This is a genomic window from Paenarthrobacter sp. R1 (assembly GCF_030264015.1).
Classification (GTDB): Bacteria; Actinomycetota; Actinomycetes; order Actinomycetales; family Micrococcaceae; genus Arthrobacter; species Arthrobacter ureafaciens.
In genome coordinates, this window is the sequence record NZ_CP127115.1 from 4,611,838 (window position 1) to 4,635,918 (window position 24,081).

Annotated in this window: 23 protein-coding genes; 13 read left to right on the top strand and 10 right to left on the bottom strand. The window is 63.0% G+C overall.

The window, feature by feature from the left end:
- Nucleotides 1-10 precede the first annotated feature (10 nt).
- The 6 genes from QN084_RS21855 (at nucleotide 11) to QN084_RS21880 (ending at nucleotide 4,838) form a co-directional block, all read left to right on the top strand.
- A complete protein-coding gene (locus QN084_RS21855; protein ID WP_021470407.1) occupies nucleotides 11-634 on the top strand; it encodes a superoxide dismutase in 624 nt (207 codons plus the stop codon).
- A gap of 267 nt (nucleotides 635-901) precedes the next feature.
- The gene (gene gap / locus QN084_RS21860) at nucleotides 902-1,912 is read left to right on the top strand and encodes a type I glyceraldehyde-3-phosphate dehydrogenase (protein WP_062096844.1); all 1,011 of its coding nucleotides are present in this window, start codon (nucleotides 902-904) and stop codon (nucleotides 1,910-1,912) included.
- Between the two features lie 9 nt (nucleotides 1,913-1,921).
- Entirely contained in the window at nucleotides 1,922-3,148 is a 1,227-nt protein-coding gene (locus QN084_RS21865; RefSeq protein WP_062096845.1) for a phosphoglycerate kinase, read from the top strand.
- Between the two features lie 75 nt (nucleotides 3,149-3,223).
- Nucleotides 3,224-4,039 carry a triose-phosphate isomerase gene (gene tpiA / locus QN084_RS21870; RefSeq protein ID WP_069694398.1) on the top strand — a complete coding sequence of 272 codons (816 nt, stop codon included), beginning with the start codon at nucleotides 3,224-3,226 and terminating at the stop codon, nucleotides 4,037-4,039.
- A 36-nt stretch (nucleotides 4,040-4,075) separates the two neighbouring features.
- Nucleotides 4,076-4,333: a preprotein translocase subunit SecG gene (gene secG, locus QN084_RS21875; RefSeq protein ID WP_021470411.1), complete on the top strand. Its 258-nt coding sequence runs from the start codon at nucleotides 4,076-4,078 to the stop codon at nucleotides 4,331-4,333.
- Between the two features lie 109 nt (nucleotides 4,334-4,442).
- Complete coding sequence (locus QN084_RS21880; RefSeq protein ID WP_079941385.1) at nucleotides 4,443-4,838, top strand: RNA polymerase-binding protein RbpA; 396 nt, start codon at nucleotides 4,443-4,445, stop codon at nucleotides 4,836-4,838.
- Here QN084_RS21880 and pgl read toward each other — a convergent pair.
- Genes pgl through tkt form a run of 6 tightly spaced genes read right to left on the bottom strand, consistent with a single transcriptional unit; the run spans nucleotide 4,791 to nucleotide 13,014 of the window.
- Nucleotides 4,791-5,561, bottom strand: a complete 771-nt coding sequence (gene pgl / locus QN084_RS21885; RefSeq protein WP_052474108.1) for a 6-phosphogluconolactonase — start codon at nucleotides 5,559-5,561, stop codon at nucleotides 4,791-4,793. The genes QN084_RS21880 and pgl overlap by 48 nt on opposite strands.
- A 37-nt stretch (nucleotides 5,562-5,598) precedes the next feature.
- Nucleotides 5,599-6,540: a glucose-6-phosphate dehydrogenase assembly protein OpcA gene (locus QN084_RS21890; protein ID WP_069694399.1), complete on the bottom strand. Its 942-nt coding sequence runs from the start codon at nucleotides 6,538-6,540 to the stop codon at nucleotides 5,599-5,601.
- The gene (zwf, locus tag QN084_RS21895) at nucleotides 6,537-8,093 is read right to left on the bottom strand and encodes a glucose-6-phosphate dehydrogenase (RefSeq protein WP_021470414.1); all 1,557 of its coding nucleotides are present in this window, start codon (nucleotides 8,091-8,093) and stop codon (nucleotides 6,537-6,539) included. The genes QN084_RS21890 and zwf overlap by 4 nt, the downstream gene beginning before the upstream one ends.
- A 15-nt stretch (nucleotides 8,094-8,108) precedes the next feature.
- Entirely contained in the window at nucleotides 8,109-9,740 is a 1,632-nt protein-coding gene (locus QN084_RS21900; protein ID WP_069694400.1) for a glucose-6-phosphate isomerase, read from the bottom strand.
- 6 nt (nucleotides 9,741-9,746) lie between these two features.
- Nucleotides 9,747-10,865, bottom strand: coding sequence for a transaldolase (tal, locus tag QN084_RS21905; RefSeq protein ID WP_062096849.1), 1,119 nt, complete (start codon nucleotides 10,863-10,865; stop codon nucleotides 9,747-9,749).
- A 31-nt stretch (nucleotides 10,866-10,896) separates the two neighbouring features.
- Nucleotides 10,897-13,014, bottom strand: a complete 2,118-nt coding sequence (gene tkt / locus QN084_RS21910; RefSeq protein ID WP_069694401.1) for a transketolase — start codon at nucleotides 13,012-13,014, stop codon at nucleotides 10,897-10,899.
- Nucleotides 13,015-13,455: 441 nt separating this feature from the next.
- Here tkt and QN084_RS21915 point away from each other — a divergent pair, with 441 nt between their 5' ends.
- Nucleotides 13,456-14,418, top strand: coding sequence for a heme o synthase (locus QN084_RS21915; RefSeq protein ID WP_069694402.1), 963 nt, complete (start codon nucleotides 13,456-13,458; stop codon nucleotides 14,416-14,418).
- Nucleotides 14,419-15,081: 663 nt separating this feature from the next.
- On the opposite strand, the gene QN084_RS21920 is transcribed toward QN084_RS21915, so the two are convergent.
- From QN084_RS21920 to QN084_RS21930, 3 genes are read right to left on the bottom strand one after another with little or no spacing between them, the layout of a single operon-like run.
- Nucleotides 15,082-16,026 (bottom strand): COX15/CtaA family protein, encoded by a 945-nt coding sequence (locus tag QN084_RS21920; RefSeq protein ID WP_021470420.1) that lies wholly within the window; start codon nucleotides 16,024-16,026, stop codon nucleotides 15,082-15,084.
- Nucleotides 16,027-16,048: 22 nt separating this feature from the next.
- Nucleotides 16,049-16,813: an ABC transporter permease gene (locus QN084_RS21925; protein ID WP_021470421.1), complete on the bottom strand. Its 765-nt coding sequence runs from the start codon at nucleotides 16,811-16,813 to the stop codon at nucleotides 16,049-16,051.
- Nucleotides 16,810-17,769, bottom strand: a complete 960-nt coding sequence (locus QN084_RS21930) for an ABC transporter ATP-binding protein (RefSeq protein ID WP_062096852.1) — start codon at nucleotides 17,767-17,769, stop codon at nucleotides 16,810-16,812. The genes QN084_RS21925 and QN084_RS21930 overlap by 4 nt, the downstream gene beginning before the upstream one ends.
- A 128-nt stretch (nucleotides 17,770-17,897) precedes the next feature.
- On the opposite strand from QN084_RS21930, the gene QN084_RS21935 reads away from it, so the two are divergent.
- The 6 genes from QN084_RS21935 to QN084_RS21960 are packed head-to-tail and all read left to right on the top strand — an operon-like array spanning nucleotide 17,898 to nucleotide 23,070.
- The gene (locus QN084_RS21935; protein WP_031215925.1) at nucleotides 17,898-18,701 is read left to right on the top strand and encodes a helix-turn-helix transcriptional regulator; all 804 of its coding nucleotides are present in this window, start codon (nucleotides 17,898-17,900) and stop codon (nucleotides 18,699-18,701) included.
- Entirely contained in the window at nucleotides 18,701-20,176 is a 1,476-nt protein-coding gene (gene sufB, locus QN084_RS21940) for a Fe-S cluster assembly protein SufB (RefSeq protein ID WP_021470424.1), read from the top strand. The genes QN084_RS21935 and sufB overlap by 1 nt, the downstream gene beginning before the upstream one ends.
- Nucleotides 20,177-20,178: 2 nt before the next feature.
- On the top strand, nucleotides 20,179-21,483 hold the full coding sequence (gene sufD, locus QN084_RS21945) for a Fe-S cluster assembly protein SufD (RefSeq protein ID WP_021470425.1): 1,305 nt from the start codon (nucleotides 20,179-20,181) through the stop codon (nucleotides 21,481-21,483).
- A 53-nt stretch (nucleotides 21,484-21,536) separates the two neighbouring features.
- Nucleotides 21,537-21,893 carry a non-heme iron oxygenase ferredoxin subunit gene (locus QN084_RS21950; RefSeq protein ID WP_021470426.1) on the top strand — a complete coding sequence of 119 codons (357 nt, stop codon included), beginning with the start codon at nucleotides 21,537-21,539 and terminating at the stop codon, nucleotides 21,891-21,893.
- 45 nt (nucleotides 21,894-21,938) lie between these two features.
- A complete protein-coding gene (sufC, locus tag QN084_RS21955; protein WP_021470427.1) occupies nucleotides 21,939-22,724 on the top strand; it encodes a Fe-S cluster assembly ATPase SufC in 786 nt (261 codons plus the stop codon).
- Between the two features lie 13 nt (nucleotides 22,725-22,737).
- Nucleotides 22,738-23,070 (top strand): metal-sulfur cluster assembly factor, encoded by a 333-nt coding sequence (locus tag QN084_RS21960; protein WP_021470428.1) that lies wholly within the window; start codon nucleotides 22,738-22,740, stop codon nucleotides 23,068-23,070.
- Nucleotides 23,071-23,148: 78 nt separating this feature from the next.
- On the opposite strand, the gene ypfJ is transcribed toward QN084_RS21960, so the two are convergent.
- Nucleotides 23,149-24,048 carry a KPN_02809 family neutral zinc metallopeptidase gene (ypfJ, locus tag QN084_RS21965; RefSeq protein WP_021470429.1) on the bottom strand — a complete coding sequence of 300 codons (900 nt, stop codon included), beginning with the start codon at nucleotides 24,046-24,048 and terminating at the stop codon, nucleotides 23,149-23,151.
- Nucleotides 24,049-24,081 lie beyond the last annotated feature (33 nt).

Consider the following 24,081-nt stretch of genomic DNA (forward strand, 5'->3'; position numbering starts at 1 on the left):
GGAGGATTTCGTGACAGAGTACGTCCTGCCCGAGCTCGGCTACGACTACGCAGCACTGGAGCCGCACATTTCGGCGAAGATCATGGAGCTGCACCACAGCAAGCACCATGCCGCCTACGTTGCCGGCGCCAACAACGCCCTCGCACAGCTGGCGGAAGCCCGCGAAAAGGGTGATTTCGCCAACATCAACCGCCTCTCCAAGGACCTGGCGTTCCACACCGGCGGCCACATCAACCACTCCGTGTTCTGGAACAACATCTCCCCGGACGGTGGCGACAAGCCCGAAGGCGAGCTCTCGGCAGCCATCGAGGATGCCTTTGGCTCGTTCGATGCCTTCCGCGCTCAGTTCACTGCTGCAGCACTTGCCCTGCAGGGGTCCGGCTGGGCCTTCCTTGCCTACGAGCCCATTGGCGGCAACCTCGTGATCGAACAGCTCTACGATCAGCAGGGCAACGTTGCCGTGGGCACCACCCCGCTGCTCATGCTCGACATGTGGGAGCACGCTTTCTACCTGGACTACGTCAACGTCAAGGCTGACTACGTGAAGGCTTTCTGGAACATCGTCAACTGGGCGGACGTAGCCAAGCGCTTCGAAGCAGCCCGCGCCAACGCCACGGGGCTCATCGTTCTCTAGTTGGTGAGGCCGCGTTCATTGAGGTGTAACAAAAGTCACATTTCAGTGAAATAGGCCCAAATGCTGAAATGCCTGCCTCCGCAGTTGCGGGGGCAGGCTCAGTTAAACGTAAGATGGATCACGGAAGGCGGTTAGCCTTCAGCAACGTGGCTGGTCGCCCTCCGATCTGATAATCACCTCTGCCCAATGACGTGCGGGGTCTGTTGGTTGGACCCAAATCCAACTCACGAGGCGTGCTTGCAAGAGCACCAAGGAGATTGACAAACAGTGACCACCCGTATTGGTATCAACGGCTTCGGCCGCATCGGCCGTAACTACTTCCGCGCCGCGCTGGCACAGGGCGCAGACCTTGAGATCGTGGCAGTCAACGATCTCACCAACCCTGAGACCCTGGCGCACCTCCTGAAGTACGACTCCGTCGGAGGCCGTCTGACCCAGTCCGTGGAAGTTGTGGACGGCAACATCGTCGTTGACGGCAAGTCCATCAAGGTTCTGGCAGAGCGTGATCCCGCCAACCTTCCCTGGGCCGACCTCGGCGTTGACATCGTCATCGAGTCCACAGGCTTCTTCACCGCAGCTTCGGCAGCGCAGAAGCACATCGACGCCGGCGCCAAGAAGGTTCTTATTTCGGCGCCTGCCAGCGACGAGGACATCACGATCGTCATGGGCGTGAACGACGACCTCTACGACCCCGCCGCACACAACATCATTTCCAACGCATCATGCACCACCAACTGCCTCGGCCCCTTGGCCAAGGTTGTCAACGACGCCTTCGGCATCGAGCGTGGCCTGATGACCACCGTGCACGCGTACACGGCAGACCAGAACCTTCAGGACGGCCCGCACAAGGACCTGCGTCGTGCACGTGCAGCTGCCATCAACATGGTGCCCACGTCCACCGGCGCTGCGAAGGCCATCGGCCTGGTGCTTCCCGAACTCAAGGGCAAGCTTGACGGCTACGCCATCCGCGTGCCCGTCCCCACCGGTTCGGCTACAGACCTGACTGTGACCGTGTCCCGCGAAGTGACGGTTGAGGAAGTCAACGCGGCTGTAAAGGCTGCTGCCGAGTCCGACCAGTGGGCCGGCATCCTCACCTACACAGACGCCCCGATTGTTTCCTCTGACATCGTGGGGGATCCGGCGTCGTCCATCTTTGACTCGGGCCTGACCAAGGTCATCGGCAACCAGGTCAAGGTTGTTTCCTGGTATGACAACGAATGGGGCTACTCCAACCGCCTCGTAGACCTCACGGAGCTCGTTGCATCCAAGCTGGGCTAGGGTAGACACATGACATCTCACACCCTCAACGAACTCATCGCTGAAGGTGTCCGCGGGCGGTACATTCTGGTTCGAAGTGACCTGAATGTGCCGCTCGACGGCTCTACAGTGACCGATGACGGCCGCATCAAGGCTTCCCTTCCGGTCCTTAAGAAGCTCTCGGACGCCGGTGCCCGCGTGCTCGTAACCGCCCACCTCGGACGCCCCAAGGGAACTCCCGAGGAAAAGTACTCCCTCAAGCCTGCTGCAGCCCGTCTTGCTGAGCTCGCCGACTTCAAGGTCCAGTTGGCCGAAGATACCGTCGGAGAGTCCGCCAAGGCCCTCGCTGCGGCGTTGCAGGATGGTGAGGTGCTCATCCTGGAGAACGTCCGTTTCGACGCACGCGAAACCAGCAAGGACGACGCCGAACGTGGCTCCTTTGCTGACGAGCTTGTAGCGCTGACCGGGGACAATGGAGCATTCGTGGATGACGCTTTCGGCGCCGTCCACCGCAAGCACGCCAGCGTCTACGACGTCGCTACCCGCTTGCCCGCTTACCTGGGCGACCTCGTCCACACCGAGGTTGAGGTCCTCCGGAAGCTCACCACGGACACGCAGCGGCCGTATGTGGTGGTGCTCGGCGGTTCCAAGGTCTCGGACAAGCTCGCGGTTATTGACAACCTCCTGGGCAAGGCGGACACCATCCTCGTTGGTGGCGGCATGCTGTTCACCTTCCTGGCAGCGGCCGGCCACAAGGTGGCGGGCAGCCTGCTGGAAGAGGACCAGATTCCCGTTGTGCAGGACTACCTCAAGCGCGCTGCCGACGCCGGTACGTCATTCGTCATCCCGACCGACGTCGTGGTCGCTTCCAAGTTCGCCGCAGACGCGGAGCACGAGGTAGTGAAGGCCGACGCCATTGAGGAAAGCTCTTTCGGCAAGAGCGGTATCGGCCTGGACATTGGTCCGGAATCAGCTTCCGCCTTTGCTGCCCAGATCGAGGGTGCCAAGACCGTTTTCTGGAACGGCCCCATGGGCGTTTTCGAGTTCGAGGCCTTCTCCGGCGGCACACGTGCCATCGCCCAGGCCCTGACGGACACCGTGGCTTTCACGGTGGTTGGCGGCGGCGATTCGGCTGCGGCCGTTCGTACCCTCGGGTTCGAGGACTCGCAGTTCGGCCACATCTCCACCGGCGGCGGTGCCAGCCTTGAGTACCTCGAGGGCAAGGAACTTCCGGGCCTCAGCGTCCTGGACCGCTAAATCAGCAATCCGGCCGGCGGGACGCCCCTGCGTTCCGCCGGCCGTTCACTTTTCACAAGCAATCTTGGAGTTCACGTGACTACTTCTGCCAACGGCAACTTCGTCCGCAAACCCTTCATCGCCGGCAACTGGAAGATGAACATGGACCATGTCCAGGGCATCACCTTGTTGCAGAAGCTGGCGTGGACGCTTTCGGACGCCAAACATGACTACAACCGTGTTGAAGTTGCCGTCTTCCCTCCGTTCACAGACCTTCGCGGTGTGCAGACGCTCGTCCAGGGCGACGAACTGGACGTCGTCTACGGCGGCCAGGACCTTTCCCAGTTTGATTCCGGCGCGTACACGGGAGACATCTCCGGTCAATTCCTGAACAAACTGGGTTGCGCCTATGTCCTGGTTGGGCACAGCGAACGCCGCACCATCCACAACGAATCCGACGAGGTCCTGAACGCCAAGGTCAAGGCCGCGTTCCGCCACGAGGTCACCCCCGTCTTGTGCGTTGGTGAAGGCCTCGAGGTGCGCCAAGCGGGCACCCATGTGGACCACACGCTGGCCCAGCTGCGGGCCGGGGTCGAGGGCCTCACGGCAGAGCAGGCAGCTCAGCTTGTGGTTGCGTACGAGCCCGTGTGGGCCATCGGCACCGGCGAAGTGGCTGGCCCGGACGATGCACAGGAGATGTGCGCAGCCATCCGCGCTGAACTTGCGGAACTGTTCGACGCCGATGTGGCAGGGAAGACCCGGCTGCTCTATGGCGGATCGGTCAAGGCCAACAACGCTGCGGCCATCATGGCCGAGACCGACGTCGATGGCCTGCTTGTGGGTGGCGCCAGCCTTGACCCGGCCGAGTTTGCTAACATTGTCAGGTTCGAGAGCCACGTCGCCAAGGGCTAGTCGGGCTCCCGTTTTCCGTTTCTTCGAAAGGCCGTCGTGGACGTTCTTCAAGTCATCCTGCAGATCCTGCTGGGCATCACCAGCCTCCTGCTGACCTTGCTCATCCTCCTGCACAAGGGCCGCGGTGGCGGCTTGTCGGATATGTTCGGCGGTGGCATGAGTTCCGGGCTGAGTTCGTCCGGCGTCGCTGAGCGGAACCTGAACAGGTTTACCATCATCCTGGGTGTTACGTGGGGTGTGGTGATCATCGGGCTGGGCCTGATCATGCGCTTCACCTCCGGTGGGGATTCCTAGCCTTCATCCGAAGGGTGCCGCCGTCCGCGCCCTGGCATTAGACTGAGCGTGTCGGCCTGAAAGGCCTACTGGCCTTTCAGGCCGATCACCGAGTCGCTAGGGGATCGAAATGGTTCATGGCACGCAAGGTTACCGGGGCACCCGGGTGGGCGTAGCCCAGGGGTCGCCTCCCAGAAATCACAGTGATCATAGTGATGGAGAACAACTGCCGCGTATTCGTGTTCCCTATTGGTGCGCCAAGGGACACGAGACGCGGCTTGTTTTTCTTAAGCTGCCCGAAGATCAGATACCAGTGAGCTGGGATTGCCCGAAGTGCGGGCTACCCGCCTCCAGGGATCCGCTGCACCCGGCTTCGGCACGTTCCGAGGACGAGATTTTCAAGTCGCACCTGGACTACGTTAAAGAAAGACGCTCCAGCCAAGACGCGGAAAAGGTCTTGGCAGGAGCGCTTGAACGCCTACGCGCCCGCGGGGTCCTTCCGGACCAGCTGCTGGGGGACGCGTGAAGCCGCATTCTCATCGATAAGCCACAGTGTCCTTGCTTGGCCCACGGGGCCTGCTGCGGGCACCTGTACTGGATTGGCACCGGCCAGGGCCAGGCCTACCGCGCCGGCCTTGTCCTCGCCCGCAACCACCATCCAGATTTCCTGGGCGGTGTTGATGGCGGGGAGCGTCAGCGAAATACGCGACGGCGGCGGCTTCGGCGAGTTCTCGACCCCCACTACCGTTCGGCTCTTCTCCCTGATTGCACCCTGTTCCGGGAAGAGGGAAGCCACATGCGCATCCGGACCGACACCCAGCAGCAAGACGTCGAAGCGGGGGAGTGCTGCGGGCTCTTCCGGACGATCATCTGACATGTCGGCTGCGTGCTCGGCTTCCGCTGCTTCCTTGAGCTTGGTTGCGTAATCCTGGGCAGCTTCGTCGGCAGTCGCAAAATCGTCAGACGAGCCAGGTTCGTGGACCCGGTTCGGATCTACGGGCAGATGTGCCAACAGAGCCTGGTAGGCCTGACGCGTGTTCCTGTCCTCGCTGTCGGCGGGCACAAAACGTTCATCCCCCCACCAGAAATTCACCCGGGACCAGTCGACTGCCGGAGCCGCGGCCGACTCCGCCACGGCCTTCAGCGTGCCGATACCGACGGTTCCGCCGGTGAGGACCACCGTAGCTTCGCCGTGCTTGTCCTGGACGTCCACAAGCTTGGTGATGAGGCGTGCCGCAATGGCTGCCATCAGAACCTTGGAGTCGGGGTGGATGCTAACTCTTGGCTCAGCGCGCACTGGTCTGGACTCTCCTTTGACTGGTAAGTGGAAGTCCCATCGTAATCACTTCTTCGAAGACTTCGTCGGGGTCGAGCCGGCGGAGTTCTTCTGCGAGGCAGTCCTTGAGGCTGCGGCGCGGAAGGGCAATGCGCTGGGCAGGCTGTCCCGGCTGGGTCAGTTCCGCCACGGACAGGCCCGGCCGGAACAACTGCACGTCGCCGCTGGCCCGCGTCAACCGCACCCGCCGAATGCCCGTTCCTGCGGGGTCGGCCACAATAGTGACCGGTGCCTGCAGCGCCAAGGTCAACCACGCCGCCAGCAGGAGCGTGCTGGGTGAATCCGACGCGCCTTCAACGGCGATGGCCGACACGGGATCGCTGTCCACCTGGTCCAGCACCGCAGCGAGTTGGATGCGCCAGTTGGTCAGTCGGGTCCAGGCGAGGTCGGTGTCGCCGGCCTTGTAGGTTCGGCGGATGTTCTCCAGGGCCTGGGCGGGGTCCGGTTCGTTTGCGGAGTCGGTGATCCGGCGGTGCGCGATCGCTCCGATGGAGGTCTCACACGCGCTTTCGGGTGCCCCGTTCGGCCACCAGGCCACGATCGGGGCGTCCGGGAGCAGCAGCGCAGCCACCAGGGACTCGCTTTCGTGGGCCATCTGACCGTACCCGCGCAGCACGATCACTTCCGAGGCGCCCGCGTCGCCACCGACACGGATCTGCGCGTCCAACCGGTCCGGGGCCTGCGCTCCGGCGTCGGCCAGCACGATGATCCGGCAGGGGTGCTCCCGGGAAGCTTCGTTCGCGGCCTCGATGGCTTCTTCTTCCTGCCCGGACTTGGTCACCACCACCAGCGTCAGCACCCGGCCCAGCGCGATCACCCCGCCCTGCTCACGCAACGAGGTGATCTTCTTGGAAATCTTCGAGGTGGTTGTATCGGGAAGATCTACGATCATGGCCTTCTCCAGGTTCGTCCGTCACGGGCCAGGAGCTCATCGGCCGAAGCCGGTCCCCAACTGCCCGGTGCGTAAGGTTGCGGTTGTTCGTCCAGCCCGGCCCAGTACTCCTCGAACGGGTCAAGGATCTTCCAGGACAACTCCACTTCCTGGTGCCGGGGGAACAACGGCGGCTCACCGAGCAGCACGTCCAGGATCAGCCGCTCATACGCCTCGGGGGACGACTCGGTGAAGGAATGCCCGTAGCCGAAGTCCATGGTCACGTCACGCACTTCCATCTGCGTGCCCGGGACCTTGGACCCGAAACGAATCGTGGCACCCTCATCAGGCTGGACCCGGATCACCACAGCGTTCTGCCCGAAGTCGTCCTCGGCGTGGTCACGGAAGAGCAGGTTCGGGGCGCGTTTGAAGACCACGGCGATCTCCGTCACGCGTCGGCCCAGGCGCTTGCCTGCGCGCAAGTAGAAAGGCACACCGGCCCACCGCCGCGTATTGATGTCCACCCGGATCGCGGCATACGTTTCGGTCTTGGAATCGGCGGGGATGCCGTCCTCATCCAGATAGCCCAGGACTTCCTCACCGCCCTGCCAACCACCGGTGAACTGTCCCCGCGCCGAATGCGTGGACAGGTCCTCGGGCAACTTCACCGCAGCGAGGACCTTTTCCTTCTCCGCCCGCAAATCATCGGCATTGAACGAGATAGGTTCTTCCATCGCAGTCAAGGCCAGGAGCTGCAGGAGGTGGTTCTGGATCACGTCACGGGCCGCGCCCACACCGTCGTAATAGCCTGCGCGGCCGCCGGTGCCGATGTCCTCGGCCATGGTGATCTGCACGTGGTCAACGTAGTTCGCGTTCCACAACGGCTCGAACAACTGGTTCGCAAAACGCAACGCCAGGATGTTCTGGACTGTTTCCTTGCCCAGGTAGTGATCGATCCGGAACACCGCATCCGGCGGGAACACCGACTCCACAATGTCATTGAGCGCCCGCGCCGATTCGAGGTCATGACCGAACGGCTTCTCGATGACTACACGCCGCCACTGCCCGGGCCTGGCCTGCGCCAACCCGTGCTTGGACAGCTGCCGGCAGACCTGCTCGAAGGCCTTCGGCGGGATCGAGAGATAGAAGCCATGGTTGCCGCGGGTACCCCGGGTCTGATCGAGCTCGTCCAGGACATCCCCGAGGCGCTCGAACGCGTCGTCGTCGTCGAACTCACCCTTGACGAAACGGATACCGGAAGCAAGCTGCTCCCACACCGCCTCGTCAAACTTCGTCCGCGCGTGGGCCCTGACGTTTTCCTTCACCTCGGCCGCGAAGTCAGCATCATCCCAATCCCGACGACCGAAACCCACCAACGCAAAACTCGGAGGCAACAACCCACGGTTGGCCAAGTCATAGACGGCCGGCATCAATTTCTTCCGGGCCAAGTCACCGGTAACCCCGAAGAACACCAACGACGACGGCCCGGCAATGCGGTTCAGGCGGCGGTCCCGCGGATCACGCAACGGATTGCGCAGGCCGGCGTTCTTCCTGCCGTTTTCAGTTTCTGGCATGTTTGCTTTTGTGCCTTAGCTTTCGAGTGCGCTGGCCTGGCCGGCCAAAGCAGCGACGACGTCCTGGAGTTGTGCCACGCCTGCTGCACGCTCTGTGAGGTGCAAGCGAAGGACGGGCCGGCCGTGTCCTTCGAGGACCTGGGCATCGCCCGATGCCTGGGCGGAGATAAGTTCCCCGAAGGTAAACGGGCGCTCAGGAATTTCAAGATCGGTGGAGGATGCCGCAGTGACCTGCAGGAACACGCCGATCGCGGGGCCGCCCTTATGGAACTGGCCGGTGGAGTGCAGGAACCTGGGTCCCCACCCAAAGGTCACCGGACGTCCGCTCACAGCGGCAAGCTCCTCACGGATGCCTTCGAGGGGCGCGTGGCTGATGCGGTCAAGGTAGGCCTGAACGCTCAGGTACCCATCAGGTCCCAGCTGGTTCAGCAGCGCCTGCACGGCCTCGCTGACGGTAGCCGCCTGGCCCAACCACTCACCGCCGCGGACCTCAACGGCACCATCGGTGAAAGCAGCCGGCGTCGGCTCCGGGCGGGCGTCCAGCAAGCCGCGGGCAGCCACCTTGGCTGCTTCGACGTCGGGCTGGTCAAACGGGTTGATGCCCAAAAGGCGGCCGGCGACGGCGGTGGCAAATTCCCAAACAAACATCTGGGTCGCCAGGCCGCCGGCAATGGCGACCTCGTTCTCACGCAGTTCAACATCGGCATCGGCATCCACAAGCCTGACGACCAGGACGTCCTCAGCGCCACCCCGGGCTTCCGGGGAGTCCGAACCCGCCACTACGGGAAGTACGCCGGTGCCGAGCTTGCCGGTTGATTCGGCGATAAGCTGCTCTGCCCAGTCCGCGAAACCGACAATGCCGGAGCCGTCCTCAGCAATGACAATCTTGTTGCGCAGGGGAGTGGTTCCACCCAGAGCGACGCCCAGGGACAGGCCGATGTTGTCCGCGGAGTCCTCGTTGAGCACTTCAGCGGCTTCTTCGGCTTCGTCGAGGAAGGCCTGGATGTCGACGCCGGCGAGGCCGCAGGGCACGAGGCCGAAGGCCGTCAGGGCCGAGAAACGTCCGCCAACGTTCGGATCCGCGTTGAACACCGCACGGTAACCCGCCTCCCGCGAGGCCTTGTCCAAGGGTGAACCGGGGTCCGTCACAATGATGATCCGGCTCTTGGCGTCCAGGCCGGCGTCGTTGAACGCCTTTTCGAAGACCCGTCGCTGGGAATCGGTCTCAACAGTGGAACCGGACTTGGAAGAAACGACGATCGCCGTTTCCGCCAACCGGTCTGTAAGGGCAGCACCAACCTGCTCGGGGTCGGTGCTGTCGAGAACAGTCAGCTCGACGCCAGCGGTGCCGGCAATGACCTCCGGCGCCAGAGAGGAACCGCCCATGCCGCAAAGGACAATATGGGAGACGCCTTCGGCGCGGAGGGCATCACGCAGTTCCAGGATCTGGCCTACCAGGGGCTGGGATACGGCCGGAGCCTCAACCCATCCCAGGCGGATAGCCGACTCCGACTCCGCGTCCGGGCCCCACAACGTGTGGTCCTTCGCGAAAATCCGCGTGGCAATCCGGTCTTCGACCAGGCTGTCAATGTGCTTGGCGATTGCCTGCTGTGCGGCACCGCTGGCGTCAAAGCTGATTGTGCTCATTGTTGGTTAGGAAGCCTTCCGTGCAGTTGCAAGTGCGCCTTCGACGTCGGCCAGCAGTTCCTTCCAGCTGGCCACGAACTTATCCAGACCTTCGGACTCAAGGAGGGCCACGACGTCGTTGTAGGAAACGCCGAGCTTCTCGAGGGCATCAAGGGTGCTGTTGGCCTCTTCGTAGGTACCGGTCACGGTGTCCCCGGTAACCACGCCGTGGTCGAAGGTTGCGTCGAGGGTCTTCTCCGGCATGGTGTTGACGACCCCGGGGGCAACAAGCTCGGTGACGTAGAGGGTATCCGGGTAGGCCGGATCCTTGACGCCTGTGGAGGCCCACAGCGGACGCTGGGGAAGGGCTCCGGCCTCGGCCAGAACTGCCCAGCGTTCGGTGGAGAACAGCTCTTCGTAGACCTGGTAGGCAAGACGGGCGTTGGCCACGCCGGCCTTGCCCTTGAGTGCCTTGGCCTCTTCGGTGCCGATGGCGTCCAGGCGCTTGTCGATCTCGGTGTCCACGCGGGAGACGAAGAAGGATGCCACAGAGTGGATCTTGGAGAGGTCGTGTCCGTTTTCCTTCGCCTGCTCCAAGCCGGACTGGAAAGCGTTGATGACGGCCCGGTAACGCTCCAGGGAGAAGATCAGGGTCACGTTGACGCTGATGCCCTCGGCCAGGACGGCCGTGATGGCCTCGAGGCCCTCGAGCGTGGCGGGGATTTTGATGTGGACGTTGTCCTTATTCACCGTGGCGTACAGCTGCTTCGCTTCGGCGATCGTGCCTTCCGTGTCCCAAGCGAGGCGGGGGTCCACCTCGATGGAAACGCGGCCGTCGACACCGTTGGTGGCGGCAGCGACAGGTGCGAAGAGGTCGCAGGCGTCGGCGACGTCGGTGGTGGTGATGGCGAAGATTGTTTCTTCAACGCTGGCACCCTCTGCAGCCTTCGCTGCGATGGTCGCATCGTAGTCCGTGCCGGCGGTGATCGCGGCATGGAAGATGGACGGGTTGGTGGTTACGCCAACGACGTTCTTCTCGTCGATGAGCTTCTGCAGCGTGCCAGTGTCCAGGCGGGTGCGGGAGAGGTCATCGAGCCAGATGGAAACGCCGGCGTCGGAGAGTTGCTGCGTGGGAGTGCTGGTCATGTCTTTTATCTCCTTCGAAGTTCGCAGTCAGTTATGCGTTGACGGCTGCGAGCGAGTCTTTGGCAGCGGCTGCAACGGCTTCGGCGGTGATGCCGAACTCCGTGAAGAGCCGCTTGTAGTCGGCGGAGGCGCCGAAGTGCTCAAGGCTGATGGAACGGCCGGCGTCCCCAACGAATTCGCGCCATCCCTGGGCAAGGCCGGCTTCGACGGAAACGCGTGCCTTCACGTCGGACGGAAGGACGGACTCGCGGTATGCCTCGTCCTGCTTGTTGAACCACTCAACGCACGGCATGGAGACAACGCGGGTGGCGATGCCTTCGGACTGGAGGGCTTCGCGGGCTGCGACGGCGAGCTGGACCTCGGAACCGGTGCCGATCAGGATCACCTGGGCGTCAACAGTTTCGCCGCCCTTGGAGGCTTCGGCCAGGACGTAGCCGCCCTTTGCCACGCCGGCGGTGGACGCGAACGTGTCACCGCTGGCTTCACCTTCACCACGTGCGTACGTGGGGATGTTCTGGCGGGTAAGGACGATGCCTGCCGGGTTCTCGTGGTTCTCGAGCATGACCTTCCAGGCTGCGGCAACCTCGTTGGCGTCGCCCGGGCGGACAACATCCAGGCCCGGGATGGCGCGCAGCGAAGCGAGCTGCTCCACAGGCTGGTGGGTGGGGCCGTCTTCGCCCAGGCCGATGGAGTCGTGCGTCCACACGTACAGCGAGGGAACACCCATCAGCGCGCCGAGGCGGATGGCCGGGCGCTGGTAGTCGGAGAAGATCAGGAACGTGCCGGAGAACGCACGGGTGCGGCCATGCAGGGCGATGCCGTTCACAATCGAGGCAGCAGCGTGCTCGCGGATACCGAAGTGCAGCACACGGCCGTAGGGGTTGCCCTTCCAGGCGTCGGTGGAACGCGAGGTGGGGATGAACGACGGCGAGCCCTCGATCGTGGTGTTGTTGGACTCGGCGAGGTCGGCAGAACCGCCCCAGAGTTCCGGGAGGACCGGGCCGATCGCGTTCAGGACCTTGCCCGAAGCTGCACGGGTGGAAACGTCCTTGCCCGCCTCGAACACCGGCAGGGCTGCGTCGATGCCCACGGGCAGCTTCTTTGCCTCGATGCGCTCCAGGAGTGCGGCACCATCCGGGTTGGACGCCTGCCATGCCTCGAACTTGCTCTGCCAGGCAGCGCGCTCTTCGGAACCACGCTCAACAACCTTGCGGGCGTGGGCGAGAACCTCTTCATCGACCTCGAAGGACTTCGCAGGATCAAAGCCAAGAACGGTCTTAAGAGCGGCAACCTCTTCGGCACCGAGGGCCGAACCGTGGATCTTGCCGGTGTTCTGCTTCTTCGGGGCCGGGTAACCGATGATGGTGCGCAGCGAGATGATGGACGGCTTGGTGGTCTCTGCCGTGGCCTTCAGCAGGGCCGAGTAGAGTTCCTGGACATCTTCGACGTACTCGCCGGTCTTGGTCCAGTCCACGCGCTGGGTGTGCCAGCCGTAAGCTTCGTAACGCTTCAGAACGTCCTCGGTGAACGCAACGTCGGTGTCGTCTTCGATCGAGATGTGGTTCTCGTCGTAGATCACTACGAGGTTGCCCAGTTCCTGGTGGCCGGCCAGCGAGGAAGCCTCGGAGGTCACGCCTTCCTGCAGGTCGCCGTCGGAAGCGATGACCCAGATGGTGTGGTCGAACGGCGACTCGCCGGCGGGAGCATCGGCGTCGAACAGGCCGCGCTGGCGGCGCTGGGAGTAAGCGAACCCGACCGAGGACGCGAGGCCCTGGCCCAGCGGGCCGGTGGTGATTTCCACGCCTGCGGTGTGCTTGTACTCGGGGTGGCCCGGGGTCAGGGAGCCCCAGGTACGCAACGCCTCAAGGTCCTTCAGTTCCAGGCCGTAACCCGAGAGGAACAACTGGATGTAGAGCGTCAGCGAAGTGTGGCCGGGGGAGAGGATGAACCGGTCGCGGCCAATCCACTCAGGGTTCTTGGGGTCGTGGCGCATCAGCTTCTGGAAAAGCAGGTAAGCCGCGGGCGCCAGGCTCATGGCCGTACCCGGGTGGCCGTTCCCGACCTTCTCCACAGCGTCGGCAGCCAACACGCGAACGGTGTCAACAGCCTTCTGGTCCAGATCGGTCCAGGACAGTTCTTGCTCTTCCAAATGTGGCACGAAAACCGAGCCCCTCTCTGTGCTGACGGCGGGATAGCGGATACACGACCGCGCAGGAAGCTCAGATGGCGCCCGCTGCAATGTGTCTACCAGCCGTTCACCATTGAAACGTTGATCTTTCTTCCAGACACACGGACAGTCCGAGAATACGGTTTCCCGGAAGATCGACGCGCGCTGATCTGCTTCACAGCTTAGCCCTAAATGTGGTCCAAAGCTCAGGAAATCCCACTAACTGGACAGAAAAACAGCTTTTATGAATCACCATGGCGTCAGCCGGTAGTGAAGAGTCAGAAACATTGGCGTATTTTGCGGACATGGGCCCGCTTCCGGCCACGGTATGATATTTGGAGGCCTCCAGCGGCTCGCGCGCCCGCGGTTCATTCCGCGAATCAGGACGCTGCCGCTGCGCAAACCCCGAGAGCATAGAACAGAGTGACTGCCGTCGTGAGCACAACTGATACGCCCGTCAACGCGACCCCGGCCCGGGGGAGCATTGGATTTTCCCGCAAGCTCAAGGCGTATCTGGCTCTCACCAAACCGCGCGTCATAGAACTCCTTTTGGTGAGCACGTTGCCCACCATGATCTTTGCCCAGCGGGGATTCCCGTCCATCGGGCTCATGCTGGCAACCCTCGTGGGTGGTGCCTTCGCTGCCGGCAGCGCAGGCGTGTTCAACTGCTACATCGACCGCGATATCGACAAACTCATGCACCGCACGGAGAAGCGGCCGTTGGTCACCGGTGAGGTCAGCCCGCGTGAAGCGATTGTCTTCGCATGGCTCCTCGGTGCGGCCGCCATCGCCATCCTGTGGTTCGGCGCCAACCCGCTCTCCGCTTGGCTGGGCCTCGGCGCGATCGTTTTCTACGTGGTCATCTACACGATGATCCTCAAGCGCCGCACCGCCCAGAACATCGTCTGGGGAGGCGCGGCAGGTTGTTTCCCTGTCCTCATCGCATGGTCCGCAGTCACCAACACCGTTGAGTGGCCGGCCATTGTACTGTTCATGGTGATTTTCCTGTGGACTCCGCCGCACTATTGGCCGCTGTCCATGCGCTACGGCGAGGACTACCGGAACGCCAAGGTCCCCATGCTCGGGGCGATTGCGGGCGCCAAGGTCGTCTCGGTGCAGGTTGTCCTTTACGCCTGGGCCATGGTGGCCTGCTCGCTGCTGATGATTCCGGTGGGTGGAGCAGGGTGGGTTTACACCATCGCGGCCGTTGCCACCGGCGCCTGGTTCCTCTACGAAAGCCACGCCCTCTACAAACGGGCACAGGGCGGGGACGTCTCCAACAAGGGCGCAATGAAGGTTTTCCACGGCTCCATCAGCTACCTGACACTGCTCTTCATCGCCTTGGCCGTCGACCCGTTCGTCGGTTCACCCCTCATCGGCGGCTAGTCGCCTAAAGCGGCCCAACCCGCCACACCCCGACGTCGACGCTCGCCCCTGAGCGTCGACGTCGGGCTTTGTTGTTGCCCGCCCAACGTTCCTCTTTCACATCCCAGCCCGGGTGGCCGTTTCCTCTTTCACATCCCAGCCCGGGTGGCCGTTTCCTCTCCCACATCCCAACCCGGGTAGCCGTTTCCTCTCCCACATCCCAACCCGGGTAGCCGTTTCCTCTGGCACATCCCAAGGCACTTAGCCACATCCTCTGCGACTGAGGCCGTCCGGTCATGTCGCCCAGACGCCGGCAACGTAAAAAGCCCGACGCCGGCACTCCGGCGTGAGTTTTCGTGATGACCGCCCGAGATCAGACCCCAAGCCGTCCCGCATGCTGAGCATATGTGCCAAGAATTCCACCTCGAATTTGAAGTCCTGCCGGAAGCCCCCCCGGATGCAGTTGCCCAAGTCCCGTCTACGTCATGGGAGAGCATCCTCGGAAACCCCGACGGTACGTGACAGAGGAACGCCCAAAACCCCGACGGTACGTGACAGAGGAACACCCAAAGCCCGACGGGACATGACAGAGGAACGCCCGAACCCCGACGGGACGTGACAGAGGAACCCCCGAAACCCGACGGGACATGAAAGAGGAACGCCCGAGTTACAGGGCGCCTCCGGCTACTTAACGGGGCTGGCCTTGGCGAGGTCTGCAGCGTTGGTCGAGGCACTCATGAGCAGTGCCGCACCCAGCATGTGGGCACCCACCAGCAGCGCGGGGATGCCGTTGTAGTACTGCGTGAAGCCAATGACGGCCTGGAGAGCTGTGACCGCGAGCATGAGGAAGGCAGCCGTACGGAAGGGGCCGCTGATTTTGTGCCGCAACACCAGGTAGACGGCGAACAGCGAGCCAGCCGTGATGACGTAGGCCGGGATGGCATGGATGTGGGAGAACAGGTCCCAGTCGAGGTTGTTCCGGGGAGCGTCGGCGTCGCCGGCGTGGGGGCCGGCACCCGTCACCACCACGCCGAGCATGACCGCGATGGTGGAGAAGACCAGGACGGCCATCATCGCGGGACGGAGGATGGACGGGAGCGGTGCAAGCGTCCTGTTCATGAACTGCCCGGTCCGGCCAAATGCCCTGTTGACCAGGAGCGTGGCAACGACAACCAGCGCCATGGAGACGAGGAAATGCAACCCGACCACCCACGGGTTGAGGCCGGAAAGGACCGTGATGCCACCGATGATTGCTTGCGCAGGGATGCTTGCGAGCAGGCCCAAGGCAAGCAGGAAGAGGTCCCGGCGTTCCTTGCGGAGGTTCCACAAGTAGACGAGCATCAACGCGGCTACCGCGGCAAGGGCGAACGTCAGGAGCCTGTTGCCGAACTCAATGAAGCCATGAATGCCCATCTCAGGGGTGTTGACCAGGGAGTCATCGGTGCAACGCGGCCAGGTAGGGCAGCCCAGCCCGGATGCGGTCAGGCGCACGGCTCCGCCGGTGACCACAAGGACTGTCTGGCCGATCAAGGAGAGGACCGCCAGGCGGCGTACGGTGCGGTTCACCTCCGTGGGCAGCTTGGACGTAAGCCGCTGTACGGTCTTTGGTAGGCGCGATGCCGTGCTCACAGGATTCTCGATTCTTCTGGGGTCAGTTCCACTTGAACCAGCGGATGGCTGCGGCTCCGGCAAGAACCGTCCACAGCAAGAGGACTACGACGGCGGGGACGGGTACCAATCCGTACTGGAAAGCGTCCCGGAGTGCTTCTCCCAACGCCCCGGAGGGCAGGAAATGCACGATGGCCTGGGCGAGGCCCGGCAAGCGTTCGGCGGGAACCACAATGCCGCCCAGTGCGCCCAGCAGGATCCACAACAAGTTGGTGATGGCCAGCGTTGCCTCGGGACGGACGGTGCCCGCTACCAGGAGGCCCAGGGCCGTGAAAGCCGCGGCGCCCAAAACCAGGATCGCGAGCCCGGGAAGCCAACCGGACGGGTGGGGTTGCCACCCCAGGAACGCTGCGATGACGCCGACCACCACCACCTGGAGGAACAACACCACCAACACCGCGAGGATCTTGCCGGCGATGAGCCCGCCGCGGCCCAGGGGAGTGGTGGAAAGGAACCGAAGTACCCCGTAGCGGCGGTCGAAGCCGGTGGCGATTCCTTGTCCGGTGAACGCCGTGGACATGGCGCAGAGGGCAAGGATGCCGGGGGTGGCGATGTCCACACGCGCACCGCCCAAACCGTCCAGCAGCGGCGTGACAACCAATCCAAGCAATGCAAGGAGCGGCAGGATGATGGCCAGGATGAGTTGCTCGCCGTTGCGGAGCATGGTGATGGTCTCGTAGCGTCCCTGCTGCAGGATGCGTCGCGTCAGGGATGCGGGACCGGCATTGGTGCCGAGGAGCGGGCTCATCGAAGATCCCTTCCGGAGATATCCAGGAATACGTCCTCGAGGCTCCGTGCCTCAAGGCGAAGCGATGCAGGCAAGATGTCCTTTTCCGCCCACCAGGCTGCCAGCGAAGCCAGGTCCGCCGGTGTTAGTGCCCCGCTGACGGTAAAACTTCCCGCACGGGTTTGCGTCACCTGCAGTCCGGCACTGAGGGCAGCTCCCAGTTCGAGCCCTGGCGGAATGTCGAAGTACAGGGTCCTGTCAGCGATATCCGCTGAATGCTCCTGGGCCAGCAACTCCGCGACAGTGCCTTCGGCGACGTTGTGGCCGCCGTCGATGATGTAGACGTAATCGGCCAACCGTTCCGCGTCATCCATCAAATGGGTCGTCAGGACAATTCCCATGCCGGCGTCGCGGAGCTCGGCAATGAGCTCGAAGACGATCTGGCGCGACTGCGGATCCAGTCCGGCGCTCGGCTCGTCGAGGAAGAGGATCTCGGGGTTGCCCACCAGGGCTGCCGCCAGGGCCAGCCGCTGCTTCTGCCCACCGGAGAGGCGGCGCACGGACGTCCGGCTGAACTGGTCGATGCCCAAACGGTCAACAAGGCGGCCCAGCTCCATGGGCTTTTGGTACATGCCGGCAATATGCCGCAGCAGCGGCAGGGGACGGGCCGACGGCGGGAGGCCGCCGTCCTGGAGCATCACGCCGACGCGGGACCTCAGTTCCGCACCTGCGGTATCAGGATCCTGGCCAAGGAGGGAGATGGTGCCCCCGGTGCGTTTTTGCAGTCCTTGTGCGCATTCCAGGGTGGTGGTCTTACCGGCCCCGTTGGCACCCAGGAGCGCGGTGATTTCGCCGCGACCGGCCACAAGGGAAAGGTCACTCACTACACGGAGCATCTTGCCGTCGAGGGAGGCCAGGGGGCCCACATCCTTGACGAGTCCGTCTATGCTGAGGACAGGGGAGTCGGTGGATCGCACCAAAGTATTCTACGCGAAGTAGTACGGTCACATGCGGTTGGGAAGGTGAGGTCAGTCTCGCCTTACTAGAGACCGGAAACAAATTACGACATGATTATGTTGTGTATTCCGTGAGCACCCCCGTTTCCATGCCATCAAAGCGGCATGCGGCACCAGCCGGAGCCCCCATGGCGGCTCCCGCGCTGCCGGACGCTGAAGATCGCACGCGCGACCGCGTGCTCAGCGCCGTGCTCGAAAACGGTCCGGTCAGCGCCGCCGAACTGGGCGATCTACTCGGTTTCACGCCGGCGGCTGTCAGGAGGCACCTCGACCACCTTGAGCGCAACGGCGTCATAGAGGTGAAGCGGGTAGCGAAGGCAGGCTCCGGCGCCGGTCGCCCGGCACGCCGCTATGTCCTCAGTTCCCAGGGCCAGTCAAAGCTCGGGGACGATTACCTGAACATCGCAAGCTCGGCCCTGCGGAAGCTTGAGGCCATTGCCGGAGCAGACGCCGTCCGTGAGTATGCGGAAGAACGTTTCGCTGAGCTGGAGAGCCGCTACGCACCCGAGGTGGAAGCTGCCGGGGACGACATCACCTCGCGCGCCATGGCACTGTCCCAGGCACTCAGCCGCGACGGCTACGTAGCGTCGGCACACTCGATTGAAGCCAAAGCTCCGTTGCCCGCCGAATTCTCCAGCGTCCAGTTGTGCCAGGGCCATTGCCCAATCCAGCAACTGGCTGCCGAATTCCCGGTGTTCTGCGATACGGAGACCAAAGTGTTTTCCCGTTTGGTGGGCGTCGACGTGCGCCGGCTGTCCACTTTGGCGCAAGGCGGTCACGTCTGCACCACCCATATACCTACCGGGCGCCCCTCGGCCACAGTGCTCCCCGGCACTGCAGTGCCGGCGGGAAGCCCGTCCCAGGAATCAAACAACCAGCAAGAAAGGCCGTGATGACGGGTCAATTAGCTGAAGGAACAGCAGAGAAGGCAGTAGCTGACGGCACTGTGATCTCGGAGATTCTGGAAAAGAATCCCGAGTTGCACGGTATCGGCAACTACGAATACGGCTGGGCCGACAAGAACGACGTCGGCGCCAATGCCCGCCGTGGCCTGAGCGAGGAGGTTGTCCGTGACATCTCCGAGAAGAAGAGCGAGCCCGAATGGATGCTCGACCTGCGCCTCAAGGGCCTGAAGTACTTCGATCGCAAGCCCATGCCTACCTGGGGTGCAGACCTCTCCGGCATCGACTTCGACAACATCAAGTACTTCGTCCGGTCTACGGAGAAGCAGGCTGCAACGTGGGAAGACCTCCCGGAGGACATCCGGAACACCTACGAGAAGCTCGGCATCCCCGAAGCTGAGCGCAGCCGCCTCGTTTCCGGTGTGGCCGCCCAGTACGAGTCCGAGGTTGTCTACCACCAGATCCGTGAGGACCTGGAAGCCCAGGGCGTCATCTTCCTGGACACGGATACCGCACTGAAGGAGCACCCGGAAATCTTCCAGGAGTACTTCGGCACGGTCATTCCGGTGGGTGACAACAAGTTCGCTTCGTTGAACACCGCGGTCTGGTCCGGCGGTTCCTTCGTTTACGTGCCCAAGGGTGTCCACGTAGAGATCCCGCTGCAGGCCTACTTCCGCATCAACACGGAGAACATGGGCCAGTTCGAACGTACGCTGATCATCGCGGACGAAGACTCCTACGTGCACTACATCGAGGGTTGCACGGCTCCGATCTACACCTCGGATTCACTGCACTCGGCCGTTGTGGAGATCATCGTGAAGAAGGGCGCCCGCGTCCGCTACACGACCATCCAGAACTGGTCCAACAACGTGTACAACCTCGTCACCAAGCGCGCCATCTGCGAAGAAGGCGCCACCATGGAGTGGGTCGATGGCAACATCGGTTCCAAGGTGACCATGAAGTACCCGGCGGTTTACCTGGTTGGCGAGCACGCCAAGGGCGAAACCCTGTCCATCGCCTTCGCCGGTGAGGGGCAGCACCAGGACACCGGCTCCAAGATGGTCCACATCGCGCCGAACACCAAGAGCTCCATCATCTCCAAGTCGGTGGCCCGCGGTGGCGGCCGTGCTGCCTACCGCGGCCTGGTCCAGGTCCGCGAGGGCGCAAAGCACTCAGCCAACACGGTCCGCTGTGATGCCCTCCTGGTGGACACGATCTCCCGTTCGGACACCTACCCGTACATCGACATCCGCGAGGACGACGTCGTACTGGGCCACGAAGCCACCGTTTCACGCGTCAGCGAAGAGCAGCTGTTCTATCTGATGTCCCGCGGCATGCCGGAGGACGAGGCCATGGCCATGATCGTGCGCGGCTTCATTGAGCCGATCGCCCGCGAGCTGCCCATGGAATACGCCCTTGAGCTGAACCGCTTGATTGAACTTCAGATGGAAGGATCCGTCGGTTAACAATGACTGATATCACTACCGAAAAGGCCCGTATCGGCGCGCCTTCAGCCCAGCCCTTTATCGACGGCTTCACGGAGGAGGGCGAGAATCTTTCGCCCATCAACGCGTCAGGTTCGACGGCGGAACAGCCTTCCGCAGGTCCGCTCGCGGGCGCTTCGGCCAAGAGCCATTCGCATGGCGGCGGCGTCGGCGTTCCGGACAGCTCCCGGGCCGGTCGTTTGACCTCTTATGAACTGAACGATTTCAAGGCATTGACCGGCTTGGAAGAAGACTGGCGCTTCACGCCGCTTCGCCGCCTGCGCGGCCTCCACACTGAGGCCTTGACCGGCGCAGCTCCCACCACCACTGTGTCCGCCCCTGCCGGTGTCACGGTGGAGACCGTGGGCCGCGATGACCAGCGCATCGGCCTGGCCGGCATTCCGGAAGACCGGGTTTCCGCCAACGCCTGGGCAAACTTCAAGGAAGCCACGGTCATCACGGTTCCTTCGGAGACGTCGCTTGAGTCGGAGATCACGGTGACCCTCGCGGGCGCCGGCACCGAGGCAGCTGCCCAGCACGTGGTTGTCGTTGCGCAGAAGTTCTCCAAGGCCGTGCTTGTCCTGGGCCATGAAGGCTCCGCAGTCGTGTCCGAGAACGTGGAGATCATCGTCGAAGACGGCGCCGACCTCACGGTCGTTTCCCTGCAGGAATGGAACGACGACTCCGTTCACGCGTCGTCGCAGCAAGCGAAAATCGGCCGCGATGCCAAGTTCAAGCACATCGTGGTCAGCCTTGGCGGCGACCTAGTCCGGGTTACGCCGACGGCACGCTTTGCCGCCCCCGGTGGCGAGGCCGAACTCTTCGGCCTTTACTTTGCCGATGCAGGACAGCACCTGGAGCACCGCACCTTTGTTGACCACGCGCAGCCCAACTGTGTGTCGAACGTCCTGTACAAGGGCGCTCTCCAGGGCAAAGGTGCGCACACCGTGTGGGTTGGCGACGTTCTGATCCAGAAGAACGCCGAGGGCACTGACAGCTACGAGAAGAACCAGAACCTGGTCCTGACCGATGGCTGCCGCGCTGACTCCGTGCCGAACCTCGAGATCGAAACCGGCCTCATCGAGGGTGCGGGCCATGCCAGCGCCACCGGCCGTTTTGATGATGAGCACCTGTTCTACCTCATGGCGCGCGGTATTCCGGAAGATGTTGCCCGCAGGCTCGTGGTCCGCGGCTTCCTCAACGAAATCATCCAGAAGATCAAGGTCCCGGCCATCGAGGAACGCCTGACCGCTGCGGTTGAGCGCGAACTCGCTGCGACAGACAACTAACTCACTGCGTCAGACAACTAGCGTCTCCCGACACGACAGGCAACAGAACAAACATGAGTGATCACATCAAGGGCGAACTGGTTTGCAACGCCAACGACATCAAGGTCAAGCAGGCGTTGCGTGTCCTGATCGACGACTACCCGGTAGCCATCGTCAAGGACTCGATGGGCGAAATCCACGCCGTCGGCGACACCTGCTCGCACGCTGACATCTCATTGTCCGAGGGCGAGGTCGAGGGCTGCGCCATCGAATGTTGGGGCCACGGTTCCCAGTTCGACCTGCGCAGCGGCCAACCCCTTCAGTTGCCTGCCTACGACCCCGTCCCCGTTTTCGCCGTCACCATCGATGGCGACGACGTCTACGTGGACGTGACCAACGTTGTGAACGGCGCCCCGGTCAACAACTACTGAGCGCGCCGAGTACCTCCAGACCTACGAACGGAAAGAAAGAAGAGCATGTCTACTCTTGAGATCAAGGACCTGCACGTCAGCATCGAGACGGAGCAGGGCACCAAGGAGATCCTGAAGGGCGTCAGCCTGACCATCAGGACCGGCGAAACCCACGCCATCATGGGGCCGAACGGCTCGGGCAAGTCCACCCTTGCCTCCACCATCGCAGGCCACCCGCGTTACACGGTCACCAGCGGCAGCATCACCCTCGACGGCGAAGACGTCCTGGAAATGAGCGTCGACGAGCGTGCCCGTGCGGGCGTCTTCCTGGCGATGCAGTACCCGGTTGAGGTTCCGGGCGTCACCATGACGAACTTCCTGCGCACCGCCAAGACCGCCATCGATGGCGAGGCCCCTGCCCTCCGCACCTGGACCAAGGATGTCAAGGCTGCCATGCAGGAACTCCGCATCGACGCCGACTTCGCCCAGCGCAACGTCAACGAAGGCTTCTCCGGTGGCGAGAAGAAGCGCGTCGAGATCCTTCAGCTCGAGCTCTTCAAGCCGAAGTTCGCTGTCCTGGATGAGACTGACTCCGGCCTTGACGTCGACGCACTCAAGGTTGTCTCCGAAGGTGTGAACCGCGCCCATGCACAGGGCAACATGGGCACCCTGCTCATCACCCACTACACCCGCATCCTGCGCTACATCAAGCCGGACTTCGTCCACGTATTCGTTGACGGCCGGGTTGTCGAAGAAGGCGGCCCGGAGCTCGCCGACCGACTCGAAGAAGAGGGTTACGATCGCTACGCCGCAGGTTCGGGCGTCGCTGTTGCTCCTGCCGCTCAGGCCTAGTTAGGATCACCTTATGACCGAAATCAACGCTGCGCGCACCAGCCTCGAGGACGTCGAGGAAGCGCTCAAGGACGTCATCGACCCCGAACTCGGTGTCAACGTCGTTGACCTGGGCCTGCTCTACGGGCTCAAGTACTCCGATGAAGACGGCGCGCTCCTGATCGACATGACACTGACGACGGCGGCCTGCCCGCTGACCGACGTGTTGGAAGAGCAGGTGGGCAAGTCCTTGGACGGCATCGTCGATGACTGGCGCCTGAACTGGGTATGGATGCCGCCATGGGGTCCCGAGCGGATCACCGACGACGGCAAAGACCAGATGCGGGCCCTCGGCTTCAACATCTGATCAAACTTTCCGCTGAATGCGGACACAAAGAATGGCTCCGGGCATTGTGCCCGGAGCCATTTTGCGTGGTGGCAACCGCTATGGCACTGCAACGCCGAACGTGTCGCACTTGTTGATGTCGCCGGTGGAGTAGCCCTGGTAGAACCACTTCTGCCGCTGTTCGCTGGAACCATGGGTCCAGGATTCGGGTGAGACCCTGCCCGTGGCCGCTTGCTGGATGCGGTCATCGCCGACGGCGGATGCAGCCGACAGGGCATCCTGCAGGTCTTCCTGCGTGATGGGATCCAGGAAGGGCTGGCCCGTGGCTGGGTCCGCCTGCGAGGAGGCGTGGCGGACCCAGAGCCCTGCGTAGCAGTCGGCTTGGAGTTCCACGCGAACGGCTCCGGACTGCGGTCCCTGCGGATCCTGCTGGGCGCGGTCCAGGTTGCCGAGGATGTTCTGCACGTGGTGTCCAAACTCATGAGCCACCACATACTCCTGGGCCAGTGGCCCGCCGGAGGAACCGAATCGGGTGACCAGTTCGTCAAAGAAGCCCGGATCGAAGTAGGCCTTAACGTCCGCCGGGCAGTAGAAGGGGCCAACGGCAGTCGTGGCCGCTCCACAGCCGGTGTTGGTGGCCTGGTCGAAGATGACGGTTCCCGGCTGCGAGTACCGGACGTTGTAGTCGGCGAGGTATGTAGGCCAGAAAGCGTTGAGGCTGTTCACGGTTCCCGTGATGCGGCAATCCAGGCGCTTGTCGGCGTCGGCGCCTGTCCGGCATTCGTTGACACCGCCGCCGCTGCCGCTTTCTATGGCCGGCGGCTGGCTGCCGCCACCCAGGTCCCCAAGGATGTTGGGATTGAAGCCAAGGAGCGCCAGTAGCAGTACTACGATCCCGCCACCGATTCCGCCTCCGATCTTGGTCCCACGGCCCAGCCCGCTGCCGCGTCTGTCTTCTACCTGCGATGGATCAAGCTGTGCGCCGTCATTGAAACTCATACAGTCAGAATAGACGTCACTATTGGTGTCCGA